The following is a 19,096-nucleotide window of genomic DNA, read 5'->3' on the forward strand; positions in this document are numbered from 1 at the left end:
CCGAGGGCCGAAGAGGAGCGAGCCGTGCGTTGCCCCTTCCTCCGCGAGGCACACGTCCAGTCGTGCCAGGCCTCCCCGTTTCGCAAGCAGATCGTCCGGAGCGGCCATGCCGCCGACGATCGCTGCGGCTCGGCGGCGTGGCGCGACTGCTTCGCGGCCCGCGAGCTGACCGAGGAGCACCCGAGCGCAGGCTCCTGCCCGTTCCACGCCGAGTCGCTCGTCCAGTACTGCTCTTCCGCTCCCGTGACGAAGTTCATCCCCTGGAGCGATCAGGCCTTTTCCCGCTGCGGCAGCGAGTCCCACCGCTACTGCGACCTCTACCTCGCCCTCGCGAGGACCTCCGCTCCCACGCCGGAGACGGGCGAGCCCGCCCCGCGCTCCGACGACGCCGACGGCATCCCCGTTCCGACCTGGCTCTGGTTCGCACCGAGCCACACCTGGCTCGCCGTGGCGTCCGACGGCGTCTGCCACATCGGCGTCGACGCCTTCCTCGCCCGGACGCTCGGCGGGATCGACAGGGTCCAGTTCGTGACGACGAAGGGTCTGGAGCGGCCTGCCGCCGTCCTGACCGTCCGCGACGTCGACCTCACCGTCTCCTTTCCCAATCCCGTCCTCATCACCGGCGTGAACGGCGCGCTCCGCGCCGACCCGGCCCGACTCGCCCGCGACCCCTACGGCCTGGGCTGGCTCTTCGAGGGGATCGTCCGCGATCGCGCCTCCCTTCCGAGCGGCCACACCAAGCTCACCGACGGCCTCCTGCGCGGCGACGCCGCCACGGCGTGGATGCGCCGCGAGGGGCTTCGTCTCCGCGGCCTCGCCGAAGCGGCCTCGGAGCGGATCTGGGGCGCCCGTCTCGCCGCCGACGGCGGCCTTCCCGCCCCGGGTCTCATCCGGACGCTCCCGCACGAGGAAGCGCTCCGCCTCTCCCACCTTCTCCTCTCCACCGCCACCGACGAAGAGAGGTTCTCTTGAAACTACCGGCCCCCGTCTCGTTCGCCGTCGGCCTCGTTCCCGCACTCGCGGCAGGCTGGCTCCTCTTTCCCCGCCTCCTCTACAAGACCGAGGCGCAACCCCTGCCGTTCAACCACAAGGTCCACACCGAAGGCGGCATGGGCTGCACCGACTGCCACGCGACGGCCGAGAACGGCCGCTTCACCGGTCTTCCGACCACCGAGGCGTGCGCCGGCTGCCACGCCGAGAAGGGCGACAACGCGGGGATCAACGCGCTCGTCGCCAGCTACGTGGAGCCGGGACGCGAAGTGCCGTGGCTCGTCCACGCCCGCCAGCCCGACAACGTCTACTTCCCCCACGCGCCGCACGTGACGGGCGACAAGCTCGCGTGCGCGCGCTGCCACGGCCCCCACGGTGCGTCGACCGCGACGCGGACGTACGCGGTGAACCGGTTGTCCGGGTACTCGCGCGACATCTGGGGCCCATCTCTGGCGAGGGTCGGCCCGAAAGACGGGCAGGGAATGAAGATGTCCGACTGCATCCAGTGCCACCGCGCGGGCGGACGCGAGAGCGCCTGCCTCGACTGCCACAAGTGAAGGGGACGGCATGAAGCTCGAGCTCTCCCGCCGTGACCTCTTCCTCGCCGGTGGAGGCGCCGTCGCCGGAATCGCCCTCTCGCCGGTCCCCTGGAAGCTCCTCGACGACCTCTCGATCTGGACGCAGCAGCCGCCGACGCCGACGCCGCGACCCGCCGGGCCGCTCGCGTTCCGCTTCACGTCGTGCGCTCTCTGCCCCGCTTCCTGCGGCCTGAAGGCACGCTGCTTCGGGGCGCAGCCGGTCGGCTTCGCGGCCGTCCCCGGACACCCGGCGAGCGACGGCGGCCTCTGTCCGCTCGGCCTGACGGCCCACCACCTCGCAAAACACCCGCTCCGTGCCACCCACCCCGAGCGCGTCTCGGGCGGGAAGCGCGAACGGATCGACCGCGCCGACGCGGTGGCGGCCCTCTCGGCCGCCCTCGCCGCGTGCGGCAGGGAAAAGCGCACGTTTGCCGTCGTCGACGGCCGCCCCGGCCGGACCCTCTCGCGCACCTACCGGGCTCTCGCGGCGGCGACCGGCGGCCTCTACGTCACGCCCCCCGCGGCCGGGGCCGCCCTCTCGCTCGAGACGCTCGCGAAGCGGTTCGACGGCGGTGCCCTCGCACTCGGCGTCGACTTCTCGAAGGCCCGCCGCGTCGTCTCCTTCGGAACGCCGGTCCTCACCGACGCCGGGACGCCCGGCCTCCTCGCGCGCCTGCGCGCCGAGAGCCGCCGCCGTCCGGCCGCCGAGAGGATCGAGGTGATCCAGGTCGAGGCGACGCGCGGCCGCAGCGCCGCCCTCGCCGACCGGTACATCCCGATCGCCCCCGGGACCGAGGCCGCCTTCGCGCTCGGCCTCGCGCACGTTCTCCTCGACGAGAAGCTCGCCGACGCGGCGTTCCTCGACGCGCGGACGACGGGCCTCGCCGACTTCGCGGCCCTCGCGGCGCGCTTCGCGCCCGCCCTCGTCGAGCAGAAGACCGGCGCTCAGGCCGGAGTCGTCACCGCGCTCGCGCGCGACCTCGCCACGAACCGCCCGGCGCTCGTCCTCGGTGGCGACCCGGCGGCCGCACCCCTCTCCGGGGAAGCCGAGGCGGCGATCGCCGCCCTGAACCTCCTCCTCGGCGCCCCGTTCGCCGCGCTCCCGGTGCGCGGCGACGCACCCCGCGCGACGGATGGCGACGCGAAGCTCGCCGCCGCCACCTCTCTCGACGCGCTCCCCGACGGCTCCGTCGGGCTCCTCCTCCTCGACGCGACGGTGGCCGAGGGGCTGGTGCCGTGGGCGCGCCTCGAGCGGGCCCTCGCGAGCGACGCCCTCGTCGTGAGCCTCTCTCCGTTCCGCGCCGGCCTCGGCGAGAAGGCGACGCTCCTCATCCCAGGCCCGGCGCCGCTCGAGGAGTCGATCGAGCTGGACGGGCCGGTCGACGCACCCTTCGCGACCTTCGCGTTCGCCCCCGCCCTCCTCTCTCCCCCGAAGAACCTCGTTCCCGGGGAGGAGATCCTGCGCGAGGCGACCGCGGCCGCGGGGCTCTCCCTTCCGGCTCCCGCCCCTGGCTCACGTGCGGACGCGCTTCTCGCGGCCAGGCGCGGCCGTCTCTTCGACCCGGCGGCGGCCACGTTCGTCGCGACGGGTGACGTCGCGGATACGAACGCTCTCGGCGAGCTCTTCGCCCGCGGCGCGTGCTGGGTCGACGACGCGACCCCCGAGCCGAAGGGGCGCTTCGCCCTCCTCAGGGACGGCGAGGCGGCGCGCCTCCTCGAGGCCGCTCTCGGAGCTCCTTCGAGCGTTCCGGCACTCCCCGCGTCCCTCCCTCGGGAGGCGCTCTCGGCGGCGCCCCCGTCGCTCCTCCTCACGAAACTGACCCGCGAGACGGCACTCTTCACCCCGCCCGCCGCCGCGGCCACCACTGCCGCCAGGGCGTAACGTCATGCACACTTCGAAGCACACCAGCTCCCTTCCCGCGCACCGCTACACGCTCGTCGTCGACCTCGACCGCTGCACCGGCTGCGGCGCCTGCGGCACGGCCTGCGCGGTGGAGAACAACATCCCGCCGGCCGCCGAGAAGGCGACCGAGCGGACCGGCACCGTCTGGATGCGCGTCCACGAGGCCGCAGCGGCCGGCGACGGCCCGGCGACGTTCGTCCCGATCCCCTGCCAGCAGTGCGACAACCCGCCCTGCGTCGACGTCTGCCCGCAGCGCGCCATCGAGTACGACCCGCGGACCGGCATCGTGGCCCAGATCCCCGTCCGCTGCCTCGGCTGCCGCTACTGCATGGTCGCGTGCCCCTACCACACCCGCTCCTTCAACTGGTGGACGCCGGAGTGGCCCGAGGGGATGAAGGCGACCCTGAACCCCGACGTCTCCATCCGGACCCGCGGCGTCGTCGAGAAGTGCAACTTCTGCGTCCAGCGTCTCCAGGCCGCCCGGGCGAAAGCCTCGGCCGCCGGCCAGGCCGAGATCGACCCGGCCGACTACGTCCCCGCCTGCGTCGAGGCGTGCCCCTCGCGAGCCCTCTCCTTCGGCGACGCGGCCGACGAGAAGGGCGAGGTGGCGCGGCTCGCAGAAGACCCCGAGAGCTTCCGTCTCCTGGCCGGACTCGGCACCGGGCCCAAGGTCCTCTACCGTTCCTCGGATCCCGCCGCCCGGGAGCGCCTGTCCCGCACGGGGGTGACGCGTGGATGACACCCTGATCGGCCGCGGCCTGAAGAGGACGCCCCTCCCGCGCTTCCTCCTCTGGCTCGTCCCGTGGGCCGCCCTCCTCGCGCTCGGCCTCTACGCGGTCTACCTCTGCTTCGCCGTCGGCCTGAACCAGACGAACATGGACAACCGGTTCGCGTTCGGACTCTGGATCTACCTCGACCTGACCGTCATCGCCCTCGGCGCGGGCGCCTTCTTCACGGGCTTCCTCCTCTACATCCTGAAGAAGAAGGAGCTGAAGGCCGTCATCAACAGCGCGGTCGTCATCGGCTTCATCTGCTACAGCGGCGCCGTCGGGATCCTGATGGTCGACGTCGGCCAGCCGCTGCGCGCCTGGTTCACGTTCTGGCACCCGAACGTCCACTCGATGCTGGCCGAGGTGACGTTCTGCCTCACCCTCTACCTCTCGGTCCTCGCGATCGAGTACGCGCCGCTCGTCCTGAAGAACCGCCGCGTCAAGGAGGTCCCGGGCCTCCTCGTCCTCGAGCACCAGCTCCACAAGGTGATGGTCGTCTTCGCCGGGATCGGCACGCTCCTCTCCTTCTTCCACCAGGGCTCCCTCGGCGGGCTCTACGGCGTCCTGCGCGGCAACCCGTTCGCCTTCCGCGAGCACATCGGCATCTGGCCGACGACGTTCTTCCTCTTCATCCTGTCGGCCGCCGCCGTCGGCCCGAGCTTCATCCTCCTGACGACCTGGCTCGTCGGGAAGGTCTCGAAGAAGCGCCTCGTCTCCCCGGAGGTCTTCCAGACGCTCGCGAAGATCTCCGGTTGGCTCCTCCTCGTCTACGTCGTCCTGAAGGGGATCGACTCCCTCGTCTGGATCAACGCGACGAGCCCGAAGACCGGGGTCCAGGTGTCGTCCTTCTACGCGCACCCGCCGTTCGGCACCTGGGTCCTCTTCGCCGAGGTCGTCCTCCTCGGACTCGTTCCGGCCGTCCTCCTCCTCTCGCGGCGGGTCCGCGCGCGGACGGGGCTCCTCGTCCTGGCCGCCGCGATGGCCTGCGCGGGCGTCGTCCTGAACCGCTACGTCATGACGATCCAGACCCTCGCCCTCCCCTCGCTCCCGTTCGACAGCTTCCTCTCCTACTCGCCGAGCTGGCAGGAGACCGCGGCCTTCCTCGCCGTCCTCGGCTACGGCGTCCTTCTCTACTCGATCTCCTTCCGCTGGCTCAACCTCTTCCCCGAAGAGCGAGAGCTGGCGACGAAGGGCTGACGGAGGTTTCGAGATGCTCCCTGGCAACACCGACTTCATCCTCGACCCGGCCAACGTGATCTTCCTGGGCGTCTTCGCCCTCGTCCTCGTGGTCGTCGTCGGGACGCTCGCCTCGGCGATCGTCTCGGCACGGCGTGCCGTCGCCCGCGGTCAGGCCGCCTCGATCCTCTGGCACGAGGACTTCGAGGAGCTCCCCGCCTCGGCGCGCAGCTGCCGCCACGACCTGACCGGAGAGCTCCCCGGCCGTCACTGCGAGCGGGCCTTCGACTGCAAGGGATGCGAGACGCACGCCCGCCTCGTGGCGGACGCGAAGCCGCTTCCGTCCTACGACGCCGGCGGCTTCTTCGTCCTGGCCGACCGCCTGTACCACCGCGGCCACGCCTGGCTGAAGGCCGAAGAGGACGGGACCGTCACCCTCGGCCTCGACGACCTGGCGACGCGCCTCGTCGGGACGCCCGACGCCCTCGTCCTCCCCGCCGTCGGCGAACGCCTCGCCGAGAACGGCCCCGCCTTCCGCCTGAAGGCCGGCAAGGCGCGCGTCCGCGTCGCCTCGCCGGTCTCGGGCGAGGTCGTCGAGACGGGGAGCTTCGCGAAGGGCTTCCTTCTCCGCGTGAAGCCCGACGGCCCCCTCGACACCCGCGCCCTCCTCTCCGGCCGCGAGGCCGCCGCGTTCTTCGGCCGCGAGCGGGACCGTCTCCAGCTCGTCCTCTCCGCGGCCCAGGGAATCCCCGCCCTCGCCGACGGCGGCCTCCTGGTCGGGGACCTCTCGAAGGCGATTCCCGACGAGGACCGCGACCGGGTCCTCGGAGAGATGCTCCTCGAGGCGTAGCCGGTACCGGAGGCGAACCTCCCCCTTCCGCCCTCGACTCCCGGCAATCCAGGGCCCGCCCGGTTCCACGCACAGGACCGGGCGGGCGCTTCTTTTCGGACCCCTACGCTTCGGCGAGCGCGAAATCGACGGCGGCCGCCGCGTGGAGGCGGGTCGTGTCGAAAACCGGCACGGAGGAGTCGGACGCCGACACGAGCATCGCGATCTCGGTGCAGCCGAGGATGACGCCGCCGGCCCCCTTCCGGACGAGCCCGGCGATCACTTCCCGGTACTGCGCCCGCGACTCCTCGGTCACGACGCCGCGGCACAACTCCTCGTAGATGACCCGATGGACGACGTCCCGGCCCTGGGCTGCCGGGACGATCACCTCGAGGCCGTGACGCCTCTGCAGCCGCTCCCGGTAGAAGTCCTGCTCCATCGTGAATCGCGTCCCGAGCAGGCCGATGGTGCGGATTCCGGCGCGCTTCACCGCTTCCGCGGTCGGGTCGGCGATGTGGAGGAGCGGGATCGAGACGGCCGCCTCGATCGCCGGGGCCACCTTGTGCATCGTGTTCGTGCAGAGGACGATGAAGTCGGCTCCTGCCGCCTCGACGGCCCTCCCGGCCCTCGCGAGGGCCTCGCCCGCCTCGTCCCAGAGGTCCGTCCGCTGGAGCGGTTCGATGTCGGCGAAGTCGACGCTGTAGAGGGCCACGCGCGCGGAGTGGAGGCCGCCGCGTCGAAGCCTCACGTGCTCGTTGATCTCCCGGTAGTACGGGACGGTCGACTCCCAGCTCATGCCGCCGATCAGCCCGATCGTCTTCATGTCTCCTCCACGTCCGCCAGCCCGGCTGAGAGGGCGGTCCGCTGTGAGCTCAGGCTCGCTCGATCCCGTATCTCTTCAGCTTGTCGTAGAGCGTCGAGCGGTCGATGCCGAGGACGAGCGCCGTCTCCTTCACGTTCCCTTCGTTGCGCTTCAGCGTGGCCGCGATCACCGTCTTCTCGACGTCGGCGAGCGGCAGGTGCGTCGGGACGCTCCATCCGGGCGCCGCCTCGGAGACGGGGCGCAGGAAGGCGAAGTCGTCCTCGGTCAGAACGCGTCCCTTCGCGGTGACGAGCGCCCGCTCGACGGCGTTCTCCAGCTCGCGGACGTTCCCGGGCCAGCGGTGGCCGAGGAGCGCCTTGAGCGCCCCCTCGGAGAGGTCCTCGGCCTCCTTCCCCAGCTCGTGCGAGAGGCGCTCGAGGAAGGAGCGGGCGAGGAGGGGAATGTCCTCCGGGCGCTCGCGCAGCGGCGGGAGGTGAATCGCGACGACATTCAGCCGGTAGTAGAGGTCGTCGCGGAAGCGCGATTCCTTCACCGCCGCGGCGAGGTCGACGTGCGTCGCGGCGACGACGCGGACGTCCACCGAGACCTCCTCGCTCCCTCCGACCCGGAAGAAGCGCCGCTCCTGCAGGACCCGGAGAAGGTCGACCTGGACCTTCGGCGAGATGTCGCCGATCTCGTCGAGGAAGATCGTCCCGCCCGCGGCCTGCTCGAACTTCCCCTTGCGCCTCTCGGCGGCGCCCGTGAAGGCCCCTTTCTCGTACCCGAAGAGCTCGGACTCGAGGAGCGACTCGGTCAGGGCCGCGCAGGAGACACCGACGAACGGCTTCTCGGCCCTCTCGCCCGAGAAGTGAAGGGCCCGCGCGATCAGCTCCTTCCCCGTCCCGCTCTCCCCGGTGATGAGGACCGTGCTCCTCATGCTGGCGACGTCCTTGACGAGGCCGAAGACCTCCTGCATCCGCGGGCTCTTGGAGAGGAGGTCGTGGAAGTGCCAGCGGCCGGAGAGGCGCCGCCGCAGGATCTCGTTCTCGCGCTGGAGCTTCCTCACCTTGATGATCCGCGTGACCAGGAGCGAGATCTCCTGCGGATTGCAGGGCTTGACGATGTACTCGAGCGCCCCCTCCTTCATCGCCGTGATCGCGGTGTCGACGGTGGCGTACGCGGTGATGATGACGATGGAGGCGTCGGGCCGGAGCTTCTTGACCTCCATCATCGTCTCGATGCCGTCGATGCCCCCCGGCATCTTCAGGTCGACGAAGTAGATGGCGTAGTCGGTCTCCCGCGCCCTGTCGATCCCCTCGCGGCCCGAGGGGGCCGTGTCCACCTCGTAGCCGTCCTCGCGGAGCCAGGCCGCGAGGGACTCGCGCATGACCGCCTCGTCGTCGATGACGAGGATCCGCCACGTCGCTCTCATCGTGTCCTCCCTTCCGGTGGCATCGCCACCGGGGTCCTTTCCCTGACGAGCGCCGCGCACGAGGCGCAGAACGCCTCTCCCTTGCGGTCCACCTGGACGACGCCCGTCGACAGTGACATGGGGCAGGCCGCGTCCGGGCAGTGGACGAGGCCGAAGGTGTGACCCAGCTCGTGGAGAGCCTCCTTGCGCGCGCGCTGCAGGAGGAGCGGCCGGTCCTCGGGAAGCCCCGAGAACGCCTGCGAGAGCCGGGCGAGCGAGATGACCGCCGTCGGGCCATCCATCTGTGCCTGGCCGAAGACGAAGCTCAGGACGGGGATGAAGAGGTCCCGCCCCGTGACGCCGAGTATCCGCTCGGCCGAGGCGGGCCGCGCGGCCAGGAGCGTCTTCAGCATTTCGGGCGCGTTCCACTGGCCCCGGGCGGCGTCGAGGGAGCCGGAAGGCTCGGCGAGAGGCTCGAGGCGCCGGACCTCACGGCCGAACGCGCCCGCGACGGCCGGCTCGACGGAGGCCAGCACCTCGTCGTCCGGGGCGCCGATCGCGACCACGGCGATGACGCTCACGCGGAGAGATCGGACGCCGCACCGCGCACGGAGAGCGTGACGCGGAAGAGGGTCCCGCTGCCGGGAACGCTCTCGACCTCGATCTCGCCTCCGTGCGCCTGCACGATGCCGTAGACGACTGCGAGGCCGAGGCCGACACCCTTCCCTTCGTCCTTCGTCGTGAAGAAGGGGTCGAAGATCCGCTCCTTCAGCTCCGGGCCCATACCTTCCCCGTCGTCCTTCACCTCGAGGAGGACGTCCCGCTTCTCTTCGCTGGCCCGTGTCGCGACGCGGAGATGCCCGGCCCCTTTGCTCCGGGTCGCCTCGGCCCCGTTCAGGACGAGGTTCATGACGACCTGCTGCAGCTGGGAGCCGTCGGCGAGGAGGCGCGGGAGCGCGGCGTCGAGGGCGCATTCGACCTTGACGTTCATCAGCTTCAGCTTGTGCGAGACGAGGGAGAGGGTCGTCCCGACGACCGCGTTCAGGTCGACCTCGGACCGGTGGGCCTTGCTCCGCCGCGAGAAGGCGAGGAGGTCGGAGACGATGCGCCCCGTCCGGGCCGTCTCGGTGGCCACCTGGTCGAGGTACTTCCGGAACTCGGCCTCCCGACCCTTCGGGATGCCGTCGTCCTTCAGGATCCGCTGCATGAGCATCGAGAGGTTGAGGACGCCGGAGAGCGGGTTGTTGATCTCGTGCGCCACGCTCGCCGAGAGCTGACCGAGCGAGGAGAGGCGGTCGGCCTGCATCAGCTTCTGCTGCGCGACCTTCAGCTGCTCGGTCCGCTCCTCCACCTTCTCCTCGAGGCTGCGGGTGAAGCCGTTGATCTCCGCCATCGCCTCGGCGAGGCGCAGGCGCATCTCGTTGAAGGAGCGGGCCAGCTCGGAGAGCTCCTCGCTCGACCCGAGGGCGATGGGACGGTCGAGCTGCATCTCGGCCACGTGACGCGTGGCGTCCGCGAGCCGGGCGAGCGGCTTCGTGACGAGCCGGCGGGTGAAGACCGCCGCGCAGACTCCGACCAGGACGATGGCCAGGGAGGTGAAGAGCGCCGTCCGCACCTCGATGCGCTGGACCTGCTCGTCCACGAGCCGCATGTCGAGGGCGACGTCGAGGACGCCCAGGACGTTCTGCGACGCGGGGTGGGCGTGGCAGGCGGCGTTGCTGCACGCCGGCTCGTTGTAGATGGGCGTGATCATCGCCAGCGTCCGCGTGCCGTCGGGCCTGTGGACGACCCGGGTCCTCGTCGGCGTGTCGACCCGCACGAGCGGCTGCTCGGACGCGTGGCAGAGGAAGCAGGCCTCGGCGTTCTTGTCGACGGACTTCGTCTGCGAAGGTGGCGTCGAGAACATGACCCGACCTTCCTTGTTGTAGATCCTGACGCTCCGGATTCCCTGCTTGGCGGCGATCGTCTCCATCACCTGGTACGCCGATTCGCGGTTGTCGGCGAGCATGGCGTGCCAGGTGGCGCTCGCGATGGCCCCCGAGAGCTGGTCGACGCCCTGGAGCATGGTGGCCTGGAGCTGCGTCTCGGCCGACCGGACGGCGAAGATGCCGTTGGCCACCACGACGAGCGTCACGACGACCGTCAGCGAGAGGATGAGCTTCTGCGAGAGGCGCGTCGGCCAGTGCATGGTCCGCCTGGCTCCAGCCGGGCCGTCCCGTCCCCGTGGGCCGGGACCGGCCGGAGCCATCGGTCATGGTACACCGCGGAGGGTCGGCGACACCGCACGAAGAGGCTCCGCCGGCAGCCCGTCCGGGAGCTTCAGCGGGCCGCTTTCGCCTCCGCGAGAGCCTCCTTCGTGGCCGCCAGGAGCGCTTCGGGCCCGACCGGCGCGCCGACGGCGCCCCTCATCCAGAGGTCGGGCGTCAACCTCCCCTGCCGGGCCATCCGCTCGATCTCGGGTCCCACGGTCCCGGCCTTCTCGACGTGGCGCTCGATCTGGAAGGCGATGAGGTGGCCCACGGGGTAGTCGGGGAGGTAGAGGAACGAGTCGATCATGTGGGAGTAGACGCCGAGGATCACGGAGTCCTTCACGCCGAAGACCGGGGCGTAGAAGCGGTTCCAGACCTCCTTCGAGATGGAGAGGACCGCGCCTTTCAGCTCGGCCGGCGTCGCTGAGGGGTGGTCGTACATCCACCGCCAGACGGCCATGTCGACGAGGGCGACCCCCGAGATCTCCGCCGTCCCCCAGAACGTGTTGAGCGTTCCCAACGCGCGGCTCTTCGCGTCCGGCCGTGGGAGCCCGAGGAGCTCGAGGTCTCGTTCCTGGAAGACGAAGGCCATCGCCTCGGTGAAGGCGGTGTTCGGGACGCCCGCGAGGAGGGTGTGGTCGACGTAGTTCAGCGAGAACGTCTGCTCGACGTTGTGCCCCAGCTCGTGGACTGCGATGTTGTAGCCCTTGTAGTCCATCCCGTCCGCGGCGACGCGCGTGCGCAGGTGCGCCCTGTCCCCGCGGCGGGCGGCGCCCCACGCGTGGCCCGAGCCGCGGGCCGGGTCGACGACGACGTTCGCCGCGACCGCGGCCGAGCGCTCCGCCGGGAAGCCGAGGTCCCGCAGGATGCGGGGGATGTCCTTCTCGAACGCCTCCGGCGTCGGGTACCTCTTCCGCGTGATCGCGTCGAGCTGGGCTTCGGTGGTGGCCCCGCGGTCGCGGAAGCCCGGGTACCAGACGTCGAACGGCTCGAGCGGACGGCCCAGCCGCTGCTTCACGAGGGCGCCCGTCTCGGCGAAGGCGGGCGAGGACAGGACCGCCTCGAGCATCTCCCTCACGCGCTCCTCGGGGATCTGCCGGTCCTCATCGAACCGCCGGGCGACGAGGGACGGGGCGGCGGGAGAGTACGAGTCGACGAGGCGCGCGGCGCGGAAGGTCGCCAGGAGCTTGGCGTAGCGCGTGTCGGGCTCGGCCGCGGCGGAAACGGGGGGCTCCTTCGGAAGCGGCGGCGCGCCGGGCTCGAGCGACGTCGTGACCTTCACCTCGTTCGTGAAGGGGTTCCAGTCGACCCACGGCGCGTCGATGGCGGTCTTCGGAATCGTCTGCGTGACGATCCGCTCCATCGCCTTTGCGATCGTCCGCTGCCTGGCGAGCGCATCCGGTCCGTCTCCGTAGCTCGCCTTGATCTCGTCGCGCAGGTTCCAGTGCGCCAGGAGCCTCTTGCCCTGCGGGAAGAGGCGCCGGCCCTTCTCGTCGAGGAGGTGGTGAACCCGCAGGTTGTACTCGGCGACGTACCGCGACGCGTCGGCGGACGCCGAGGCGACGGCCTGGCTCACGTCGGCCGGAATGCGCTTGCCGAACCGCTCGGCCAGGCGCGCCTCGGCCCACTCCCTGCGGCTCCACGACGGCCCCTTCTCGAGGCGTTCCTGGAGGGTCGTGAGCGGGAAGTTGAGGAGAACCGCGAACGCGAGCCGGTTTCCGAACAGGTCGTCGAGGACGTGCGCCGACGGGTCCCACCCCGCCATGGCCTCGTCGAAAGCGAGGATCTCGCCGCGGTCGAGGTCGGAGTGCTCCCTCAGGTCCCGGACGACCTCGAGGAGGTGCCCGTCCACCGACTCGAGGACCTTCTGCATCCTCTCGAACAGCGCGTCGCGCCGTGCCGGGTCCGAGAGGAAGTGCGTCCGGACGACCTCTCCGAAGGCCGCAGCGTCGCCGTCGGAGGCCCGCCAGAGGGCAGCCGCCTGCGCGAGACCCCGCTTCGCGCGCGCCCGGGCCGCATCTCCGTGGCGCGCCACGAGCTCGCCTTCGAGGGACGACAGGGTCTCGGGGGAGACGGCCACGGGCGAGGCGGCGCTCACGTCGCCACCGAGGGTGAGGGCGGCCGCGAGAACCGGCGCGGCGAAGGCGATGCGCATGGGGAGACCTCCAACCGTGGGAGTCTAGCCTTCGACGAGCTCCGGACTCGACGCTCCTACTTCGCGAGGAGAAGGGCCAGTCCGAGAGGCCCGGCGAAGTGAGGCGGCTCGGCCTCTCCCCAGCGCTCTGCCCGGCGGAGGAGGTCGCGCGCCGTCTCGCCGGAGGAGAGCCCCTCCGGGAACGGAGGCCAGAGGGTGGAAAGGCCGTTCCAGGCTCCCGTAGCGCCCCTGGCGAGTGCAGGCGTCCCGAGGAGGAGGGCGTCGCCCGGGGAGAGCATGACGGGCTGGGAGGACTCCGCCCGGCAGGCGTCCTCCGCACCGCGGCCTCCGGGGTGGAGCAGGGGCACCGTCCCCCCGGAGCTGATGCCGAGGATCGGCGTCACGCGCCCGGAGACCCGGGCGTCCGCCAGTCCCGCGCCGAGACGGACGGCCGAGACCCGGACGGTGCTTTCCGAGAGAACAGCGACCGCGCCGAGAAGGCTCGTCGAAAGGGCCGGCATCACCCTCCGGAGCGCCTCTTCGGGCTCTCTCGTGTGCCTCAGGATCCGGCGCGCGGTGGCCGCAGGCGTATTCCCCCGGACCCGCGTGAAGGCATCGGTGGCGTCCCCCGCCGACAGGATCGCGGAGAGGAGCATGTCGAGGTGGCTCTGCGCCATCCTCAAGGCAGCCTCGGGAACCGTCGGGTTCGCCGCGGCGGCGCGGCAGAAGGCACGGACGGCCACGACGGACGCGAGGCGGGCGCCGAGGGAAGACTCGGCTCCTTCGGCCACGGCGAACGCGACCCCGCCCGGGAAAGGAACGGCGAACGACGCGGCACGGCCCTCGCCTGCGGCGTGCGGGCCCGCAGCGGCGGCGAACCAGACGGTCGCACTCCCGGCTTGGATCTTCTCCCCCGCCTCGTCGATCCGGATGCCGTAGGCGGAGAGGTCGGGGCCGGGGCCTCCCGGTGCCGGTGGCGGAGGGGCGCCGGCTACGGGAGCTGGCACGGGTGCCGCGGGCCCGGACGGAGCTCGCCGCCCGGGCTGTGAGACCTTCGCGGCGCCGGGCGCGGACGGCGCCGGAGACGGGCCCGGCACCGGCGACGGGCTTTTCGCCGATTGCGGCCTCGGCCGCCGGGCCGACATGAGCGTCGGCGGCGCAGCGAGCCGGGCGGCCTCCGACCGCTGATCCATCACGTACGCGACGAAACGAAGGAGGTCGGCGACGCACCCGGCGAGGCCGAACACGGCGAACTGGGACACGTCCTCGAGACCGCTCCCCGGCAGGGCGTTCAGCTCGTCGGCCAGCTGGGCCGCGAGGCGCTGGGGGAGCGTCCGCCTCAGCGAAGGACCGAGGGCGGCGAAGGCGATACCCGGCTCGGGAGACGGAGGCGGCTCGCCCCTCAGCGCCGAGAGCTCCTGGAGGAAGCCGAGCGCGCGGTGAAGGCCATCGCGGAGAGAGAGGAGTGCCTCCGCAGGGATCTCGTCGACCTTCGCGAGGTCGAGTCCGCCGACGTAGCCCGCGACGTTCTCGAGGAGGTCGAGGAACTCGGGGAGCTCGGACTGAAGTCGTTGCTCGTCTTCCGGCATGTCGTCCCCGCACATCGTAGGGGCTGCCGCGATCCGAGTCCACGCGCCCGGACGGGCTATCCTTTCCCCTCGCGCGCCGCCGATCCATGAGCAACACGCCTCGCCTCGAAGAATCGCTCGCCCTCTGGGAATCAGCCCCTTCGCCGGAGAGGTCCGTCGGGCTCCTCGAGGCCGCGGAGGCGGCCCTCGCCCTCGGCGCCGTCGCGCCGGCGCTCTGGCACCGCTGGCTCGACATCACGCGCCGGAGCGAACATCTCCTCGCCCTTCCCGGCCGGTCGGCGCGGCACAGGTGGGCCGACGCCGCGGTCGAGGCGGTCGCCGTCTCCGGCTACGGCCTCGCCGCGATGCTCGCGCAGCGCGTCGCGGCGCACCCCGGCCGGACGCTCTTCGCCGACGGTCCCGGCGCCGACGCGCCGCGCTGGAGCTACGCCCACGTCGCGCGCAGGGCCGACGCGATCGCCGCCGCGCTCCTCTCCCTCGAGGTGGAGCCCCGCGTCGCCATCGTCTCGGAGAACGGGTTCGACTCCGCCTGCGTCGACCTCGCGTGCCTCCTCCACGGCCTCCTCGTCTCGCCCCTCTCGCCTCACCTCTCGTCCGGCGAGCTGGCGGCGGCGTTCGACGCCCTCGGCGTGAACCTGGCCGTCGTGTCGTCGGAGGAGAGCCTCCGTCGCCTGCACGAGGCTGCCCGCCACGGCACGCGCCCGTTCCGCGTCGTCCTTCTCGACGAGGCGGCCGAGCTGGCGGTCGAAGGAGACGTCGTCCTCGGCGAGCTGCTCGCCGCACAGGCCGAGACCCTCGTCCCCGCCGCGCTCGCGCGCGCCCCGCGCCGGGCCCTGGGCGACACGTGCACCGTTCTCTTCACGTCGGGGTCGACCGGCGGCCAGAAGGGGGTCGCCTTCTCGATGGCGAACCTCGTGACGAAGCGGTTCGCGAGGGCGGCCGCGCTCCCCTTCGTCGGCGAGGAGGAGGTCCTCCTCTGCTTCCTCCCGCTCTACCACACGTTCGGGCGCTACCTCGAGATGCTCGGGATGCTCTTCTGGGGCGGGACGTACGTCTTCGCCGGGAACCCGTCGCTCGACGGGCTCGCGGCGGGACTGAAGGAGGTCGAGCCGACCGGTCTCATCTCCATCCCGATCCGCTGGGCGCAGCTGGAGTCCCGCGCGCGGGCGGCGGCGGGCGAGGCCCCTTCGGCCGAGGCCGCGCAGGCGGCGCTCCGGAGCGTCGTCGGCGGGCGGCTTCGCTGGGGGCTCTCCGCCGCCGGCTACCTCGCGCCCCAGGTCTTCCGTTTCTTCCAGGCGCACGGCGTCGAGCTCTGCTCGGGCTTCGGGATGACCGAGGCGACGGGCGGCATCACGATGACGCCCCCTGGCGAGTACGAGGAAGGCTCCGTCGGACTCCCGCTGCCCGGCATCCGCGTCCGGCTCGGCGAGGGCGACGAGCTGGAGATCGCAGGGCCCTACGTCGCGCGCTACCTCGACGACCCGGAACCGTCCGGGGGCGAGGAACGCTGGGTGAAGACGGGGGATGTCTTCCGCCGGCGGGACGACGGGCACCTCGAGATCGTCGACCGCGTGAAGGACATCTACAAGAACAGCCGCGGGCGGACGGTCGCGCCCCGGCGCGTGGAGCAGCAGTTCGAAGGGGTGCCGGGAGTCCGCAGGGTCTTTCTCGCGGGGGACGGAAGGGACGACAACGTCCTCCTCGTCGTCCCCGATGCCGACGACCCCGTCCTCGGGGGCGACCCCCAGGGAGAGGCGGCACGCGACTACCTCCGCCGCATCGTCGCCGCCGCGAACCGGGACCTCGCGACGTACGAGCGCGTCGTCGACTTCGCCGTCCTCCCGCGCGACTTCTCGCTCGAGGCGGGAGAGCTGACGCCGAAGGGCTCGTACCGGCGCAAGGCGATCGAGAAGGCGTTCTCGTCCGTCCTCGACGGCCTCTACCGCAGCCGCGTCGTGACCCTCGCGGGCGACGGGCTCCAGGTGGACGTCCCGCGCTGGCTCTTCCGCGACCTCGGCCTCCTCGAGGGGGACCTCGTTCTCGATGGCGGTCGGCTCGTCGACCGGCGCCGCGGCCGCTCGGCCACTCTCGCCGCGCGCCCCGGCGGCGAGGAGATCCGCATGGGGAACCTCGCGTACCGCTGCGCGGGGAAGAGGATCGACCTCGGGCTTTTCGCCCGGCAACCGCTCCTCTGGCTCGGAAACGCCGAGCTCGCCGCCCTCCTCCCCGTGAAGGACGGCTGGGAGACGCCCCTCCCACCCTCCTGCGCAGAGGTCTTCCTGCCGCCGCGAGAGGAGGTCCCCGAAGGAGACCCCGGCGCGCGCCTGGACCCGCTTCCGACCCCACAGCTCGCCGCCCTGCACCGCCTCTCGATCGCGGCGCTCTTCGGGCGGTCCGACGAGGCACTGGATGCGGTCTCGCGCGCCGAGGCGCTCCTGCGCCAGGGAGACCGGCGGACGGCCGAGCTCCTGAGGCGGCGGCTTCAGGCCCTTGCGCGCCACCCCGACATGCGGGTCCGCTGCGAGGCCTATCGCGTCCTCCTTCTCGACGACCCGCTCGTCGACGCCGGGACGATCCTCCCCGCCTTTCTCCACGCGGGTCTCCCGTTCCTCTCGGAAGAGAGCATCTCCGCGATCGGGCGCGCCGACCTCGGCGAGGAGCGGCTCACCGCCCTCCGCCGTCGTCTCCACTCCTACCGCAAGGCGATGACGGGGCCGCTGCCCACCGTGACGCGGCAGACACTCGGCGACGTCCTCGAGCTCCTCGCGGGGTTCGCCCGGCACCACCCGGAAGACCACGCCGCCGTCCGCGCCGAGCTGGCTTCGTGGGCGATCCAGACGAACGACCCGGACCTCGCCCGTCGGGCCGACGCGCTCTTCGACGGTCTCGGCATCTGGCACGAGGAGACCGCCGCGGCCTCGGCGCTGCTCCCGCCCGTTTCCGAGGGCCGGCGCAAGCTCTGCTTCCGCGACGGTCTTCCGGAAGACGAGATCCGCGCGCTGGAGGGGCTTCTCCTCGGCACCTCTTTCCTGCGCGAGTCGATCGAGCTCGCGTTCGAGACCGATCCGCCCGACCTCGCCGACATCCCCGACGAGGGCATCTGGGTGACGCCCGTCCTCGCTCTCCACCGGCACCGCCTCTACCGCATCTCGGTGAGAACGGCGGCGGGAGCGCACCACGACCTCCTCCTGACGGTGCGCAGCGACCTCGACTCGGAGGCGGTCCGATCGACGACCCTCCGGATGATCGCGCTCGCCGGCCACCCCTGGGGGCCCCCCGTCGTCCCGCGCGTCGGCTCCTGGCGCCCCGATCTCGGCGCGCTCTCGCTCGCGTGGGTCGACGAGCTGACGCTCGCCGAGCGGCTCCGCGACGCCGCCGTCCCCGGTCGCGCCCGGCCCGGCGAGGGGCACTCGGTCAAGAGCCTCGTCGTCCGCGCCCTCGCCGCGTTCTTCACCGCCTGGGACAGGAGCGGTCGCGCTCTCGTACCCGGCGCCGTCGCGCCGTCGAACGTCGCCGTCCCGGCCGAGGACTACCGCGAGGGGACGTGCCTTCTTTCGATCTCCGGCTCGCGGCCGTATACGGGGCCGTTCGATCTCGTCGCACCGATGCTCCGGAACGTTTTCTTCGAGACGGCGGCTCTCGCGCCGCGCCTCGCTTCGGTCCTCGAGCCGGCCTGGATCGTCGATGCCGCCTTCGAAGCCCTCGGCGAGACCGGAGCCCGCGGCTTTCTCCGCGACCTGCGGGAGGCGGCCCCGGTGCCGGCCACGGGAATCCTGCCTTCGCTCCTCGGCGCGGTCGACGCCGCACTGGCGACGTCCCCGGGAGAGAGGGTCCCCCTCGCGCTCGAGACCGCCATCGCCCGGTTCGAGGCGTGGGAGGTGGAACGGCCTGGCGCCCCGGTGTCGGAGCGCGAGAAGACGGCCGAGGCCCTCCTGCGGATCTACCGCGTGGATACGCTGGGCGAGGAGTCGCGCTACCGCCTCTTCCGCCGGACGGTCTTCTCGCGTTCCTCGCCGGAGGTCCTCCAGGCCTTCGACGTCCTCCTCGTCGCTCTGCGTGCCCGGTCCGGCGCCCGCCCCTCGCACCTCGTCGAGCTGGAAGGGCTCCACTCCGCGCTGAAGAGCGACGAGGAGCGGCACGCCTTCACCCGCCTCGTCTTCCCCGCCGCGCGGACGAGCCGGCCCGTCGAGGTGACGGTCGTGGGCGACGCGGTCAAGCACGTCATCCTCGCGACGGAGCTGGTCGACAGGATGGACGCGGCCTGGACCGTCCGCGACCCCGTCGACGCCGCCGAGGTGGGGCGCCTCTACCGGCTCTTCGTCCGCTCCGGACTCCCGCGCGCCTTCTCGCCCGACCGGCGGTACCTCGTCATCCTCGACTCCGGGGAGCGGATCGCCGGCGGGGTGTCGTATTCCCTCCTCGGCGGCGACACCGCCCAGCTCGATGGCCTCGTCGTCGCTCCGAGTCTTCGCGGCCGCGGCCTCTCCGCCGCCCTCCTGGACGACCTCTGCGCGCGCCTCTCCGCGCTCGGCGTCAAGGCGCTGCTCGCCCACTTCGCCTTCCGCAACCTCCCGCTCCCGGGTTTCCGCCTCGACCGGCGCCTCGGAGGGCTCGTGAGGGACTTGACGGCCGACACGGAGCGAACGGCCGAGCTGGCGTAGAGTC

Annotated in this window: 13 protein-coding genes; 7 read left to right on the forward strand and 6 right to left on the reverse strand. The window is 72.0% G+C overall.

All coding sequences use genetic code 11. The features are described 5' to 3' along the window. The first annotated feature begins 24 nt into the window (after window positions 1-24). The 6 genes from IPN03_22140 to IPN03_22165 are packed head-to-tail and all read left to right on the forward strand — an operon-like array spanning window position 25 to window position 6,267. Window positions 25-972, forward strand: coding sequence for a hypothetical protein (locus IPN03_22140; protein MBK9376343.1), 948 nt, complete (start codon window positions 25-27; stop codon window positions 970-972). Further along, window positions 969-1,547, forward strand: a complete 579-nt coding sequence (locus IPN03_22145) for a cytochrome c3 family protein (protein MBK9376344.1) — start codon at window positions 969-971, stop codon at window positions 1,545-1,547. Before IPN03_22140 ends, IPN03_22145 begins: the two co-directional genes overlap by 4 nt. A gap of 10 nt (window positions 1,548-1,557) precedes the next feature. Further along, complete coding sequence (locus IPN03_22150; protein ID MBK9376345.1) at window positions 1,558-3,450, forward strand: molybdopterin-dependent oxidoreductase; 1,893 nt, start codon at window positions 1,558-1,560, stop codon at window positions 3,448-3,450. 4 nt (window positions 3,451-3,454) lie between these two features. Next, on the forward strand, window positions 3,455-4,210 hold the full coding sequence (locus tag IPN03_22155) for a 4Fe-4S dicluster domain-containing protein (protein MBK9376346.1): 756 nt from the start codon (window positions 3,455-3,457) through the stop codon (window positions 4,208-4,210). Further along, window positions 4,203-5,438, forward strand: a complete 1,236-nt coding sequence (gene nrfD / locus IPN03_22160) for a polysulfide reductase NrfD (protein ID MBK9376347.1) — start codon at window positions 4,203-4,205, stop codon at window positions 5,436-5,438. Before IPN03_22155 ends, nrfD begins: the two co-directional genes overlap by 8 nt. Before the next feature lie 13 nt (window positions 5,439-5,451). Beyond that, window positions 5,452-6,267, forward strand: a complete 816-nt coding sequence (locus tag IPN03_22165) for a hypothetical protein (GenBank protein MBK9376348.1) — start codon at window positions 5,452-5,454, stop codon at window positions 6,265-6,267. A gap of 103 nt (window positions 6,268-6,370) precedes the next feature. Here IPN03_22165 and IPN03_22170 read toward each other — a convergent pair whose 3' ends face one another. From IPN03_22170 to IPN03_22195, 6 genes are all read right to left on the reverse strand, one after another. Continuing rightward, a complete protein-coding gene (locus IPN03_22170; protein ID MBK9376349.1) occupies window positions 6,371-7,069 on the reverse strand; it encodes an aspartate/glutamate racemase family protein in 699 nt (232 codons plus the stop codon). Between the two features lie 49 nt (window positions 7,070-7,118). Further along, window positions 7,119-8,480, reverse strand: a complete 1,362-nt coding sequence (locus IPN03_22175; protein MBK9376350.1) for a sigma-54-dependent Fis family transcriptional regulator — start codon at window positions 8,478-8,480, stop codon at window positions 7,119-7,121. Further along, complete coding sequence (locus tag IPN03_22180; GenBank protein ID MBK9376351.1) at window positions 8,477-9,040, reverse strand: archaemetzincin family Zn-dependent metalloprotease; 564 nt, start codon at window positions 9,038-9,040, stop codon at window positions 8,477-8,479. The genes IPN03_22175 and IPN03_22180 overlap by 4 nt, the downstream gene beginning before the upstream one ends. Beyond that, window positions 9,037-10,647 carry a HAMP domain-containing protein gene (locus IPN03_22185; GenBank protein MBK9376352.1) on the reverse strand — a complete coding sequence of 537 codons (1,611 nt, stop codon included), beginning with the start codon at window positions 10,645-10,647 and terminating at the stop codon, window positions 9,037-9,039. Before IPN03_22185 ends, IPN03_22180 begins: the two co-directional genes overlap by 4 nt. Window positions 10,648-10,778: 131 nt before the next feature. Beyond that, a complete protein-coding gene (locus IPN03_22190; protein MBK9376353.1) occupies window positions 10,779-12,767 on the reverse strand; it encodes a hypothetical protein in 1,989 nt (662 codons plus the stop codon). Window positions 12,768-12,919: 152 nt separating this feature from the next. Beyond that, window positions 12,920-14,431 carry a hypothetical protein gene (locus tag IPN03_22195; protein MBK9376354.1) on the reverse strand — a complete coding sequence of 504 codons (1,512 nt, stop codon included), beginning with the start codon at window positions 14,429-14,431 and terminating at the stop codon, window positions 12,920-12,922. Window positions 14,432-14,517: 86 nt separating this feature from the next. On the opposite strand from IPN03_22195, the gene IPN03_22200 reads away from it, so the two are divergent. Then, a complete protein-coding gene (locus IPN03_22200; GenBank protein ID MBK9376355.1) occupies window positions 14,518-19,092 on the forward strand; it encodes a GNAT family N-acetyltransferase in 4,575 nt (1,524 codons plus the stop codon). Window positions 19,093-19,096 lie beyond the last annotated feature (4 nt).

Source organism: Holophagales bacterium (genome assembly GCA_016719485.1).
In the GTDB taxonomy this organism is placed as follows: Bacteria; Acidobacteriota; Thermoanaerobaculia; order UBA5066; family UBA5066; genus UBA5066.

Coding starts and splice junctions, on each gene's coding strand:
- IPN03_22175 (MBK9376350.1), bottom strand. CDS start 8,480: ATGAGAGCGACGTGGCGGATCCTCGTCATCGACGACGAGGCGGTCATG.
- IPN03_22170 (MBK9376349.1), bottom strand. CDS start 7,069: ATGAAGACGATCGGGCTGATCGGCGGCATGAGCTGGGAGTCGACCGTC.
- IPN03_22150 (MBK9376345.1), top strand. CDS start 1,558: ATGAAGCTCGAGCTCTCCCGCCGTGACCTCTTCCTCGCCGGTGGAGGC.
- IPN03_22200 (MBK9376355.1), top strand. CDS start 14,518: ATGAGCAACACGCCTCGCCTCGAAGAATCGCTCGCCCTCTGGGAATCA.
- IPN03_22185 (MBK9376352.1), bottom strand. CDS start 10,647: ATGCACTGGCCGACGCGCCTCTCGCAGAAGCTCATCCTCTCGCTGACG.
- IPN03_22155 (MBK9376346.1), top strand. CDS start 3,455: ATGCACACTTCGAAGCACACCAGCTCCCTTCCCGCGCACCGCTACACG.
- IPN03_22165 (MBK9376348.1), top strand. CDS start 5,452: ATGCTCCCTGGCAACACCGACTTCATCCTCGACCCGGCCAACGTGATC.
- IPN03_22195 (MBK9376354.1), bottom strand. CDS start 14,431: ATGCCGGAAGACGAGCAACGACTTCAGTCCGAGCTCCCCGAGTTCCTC.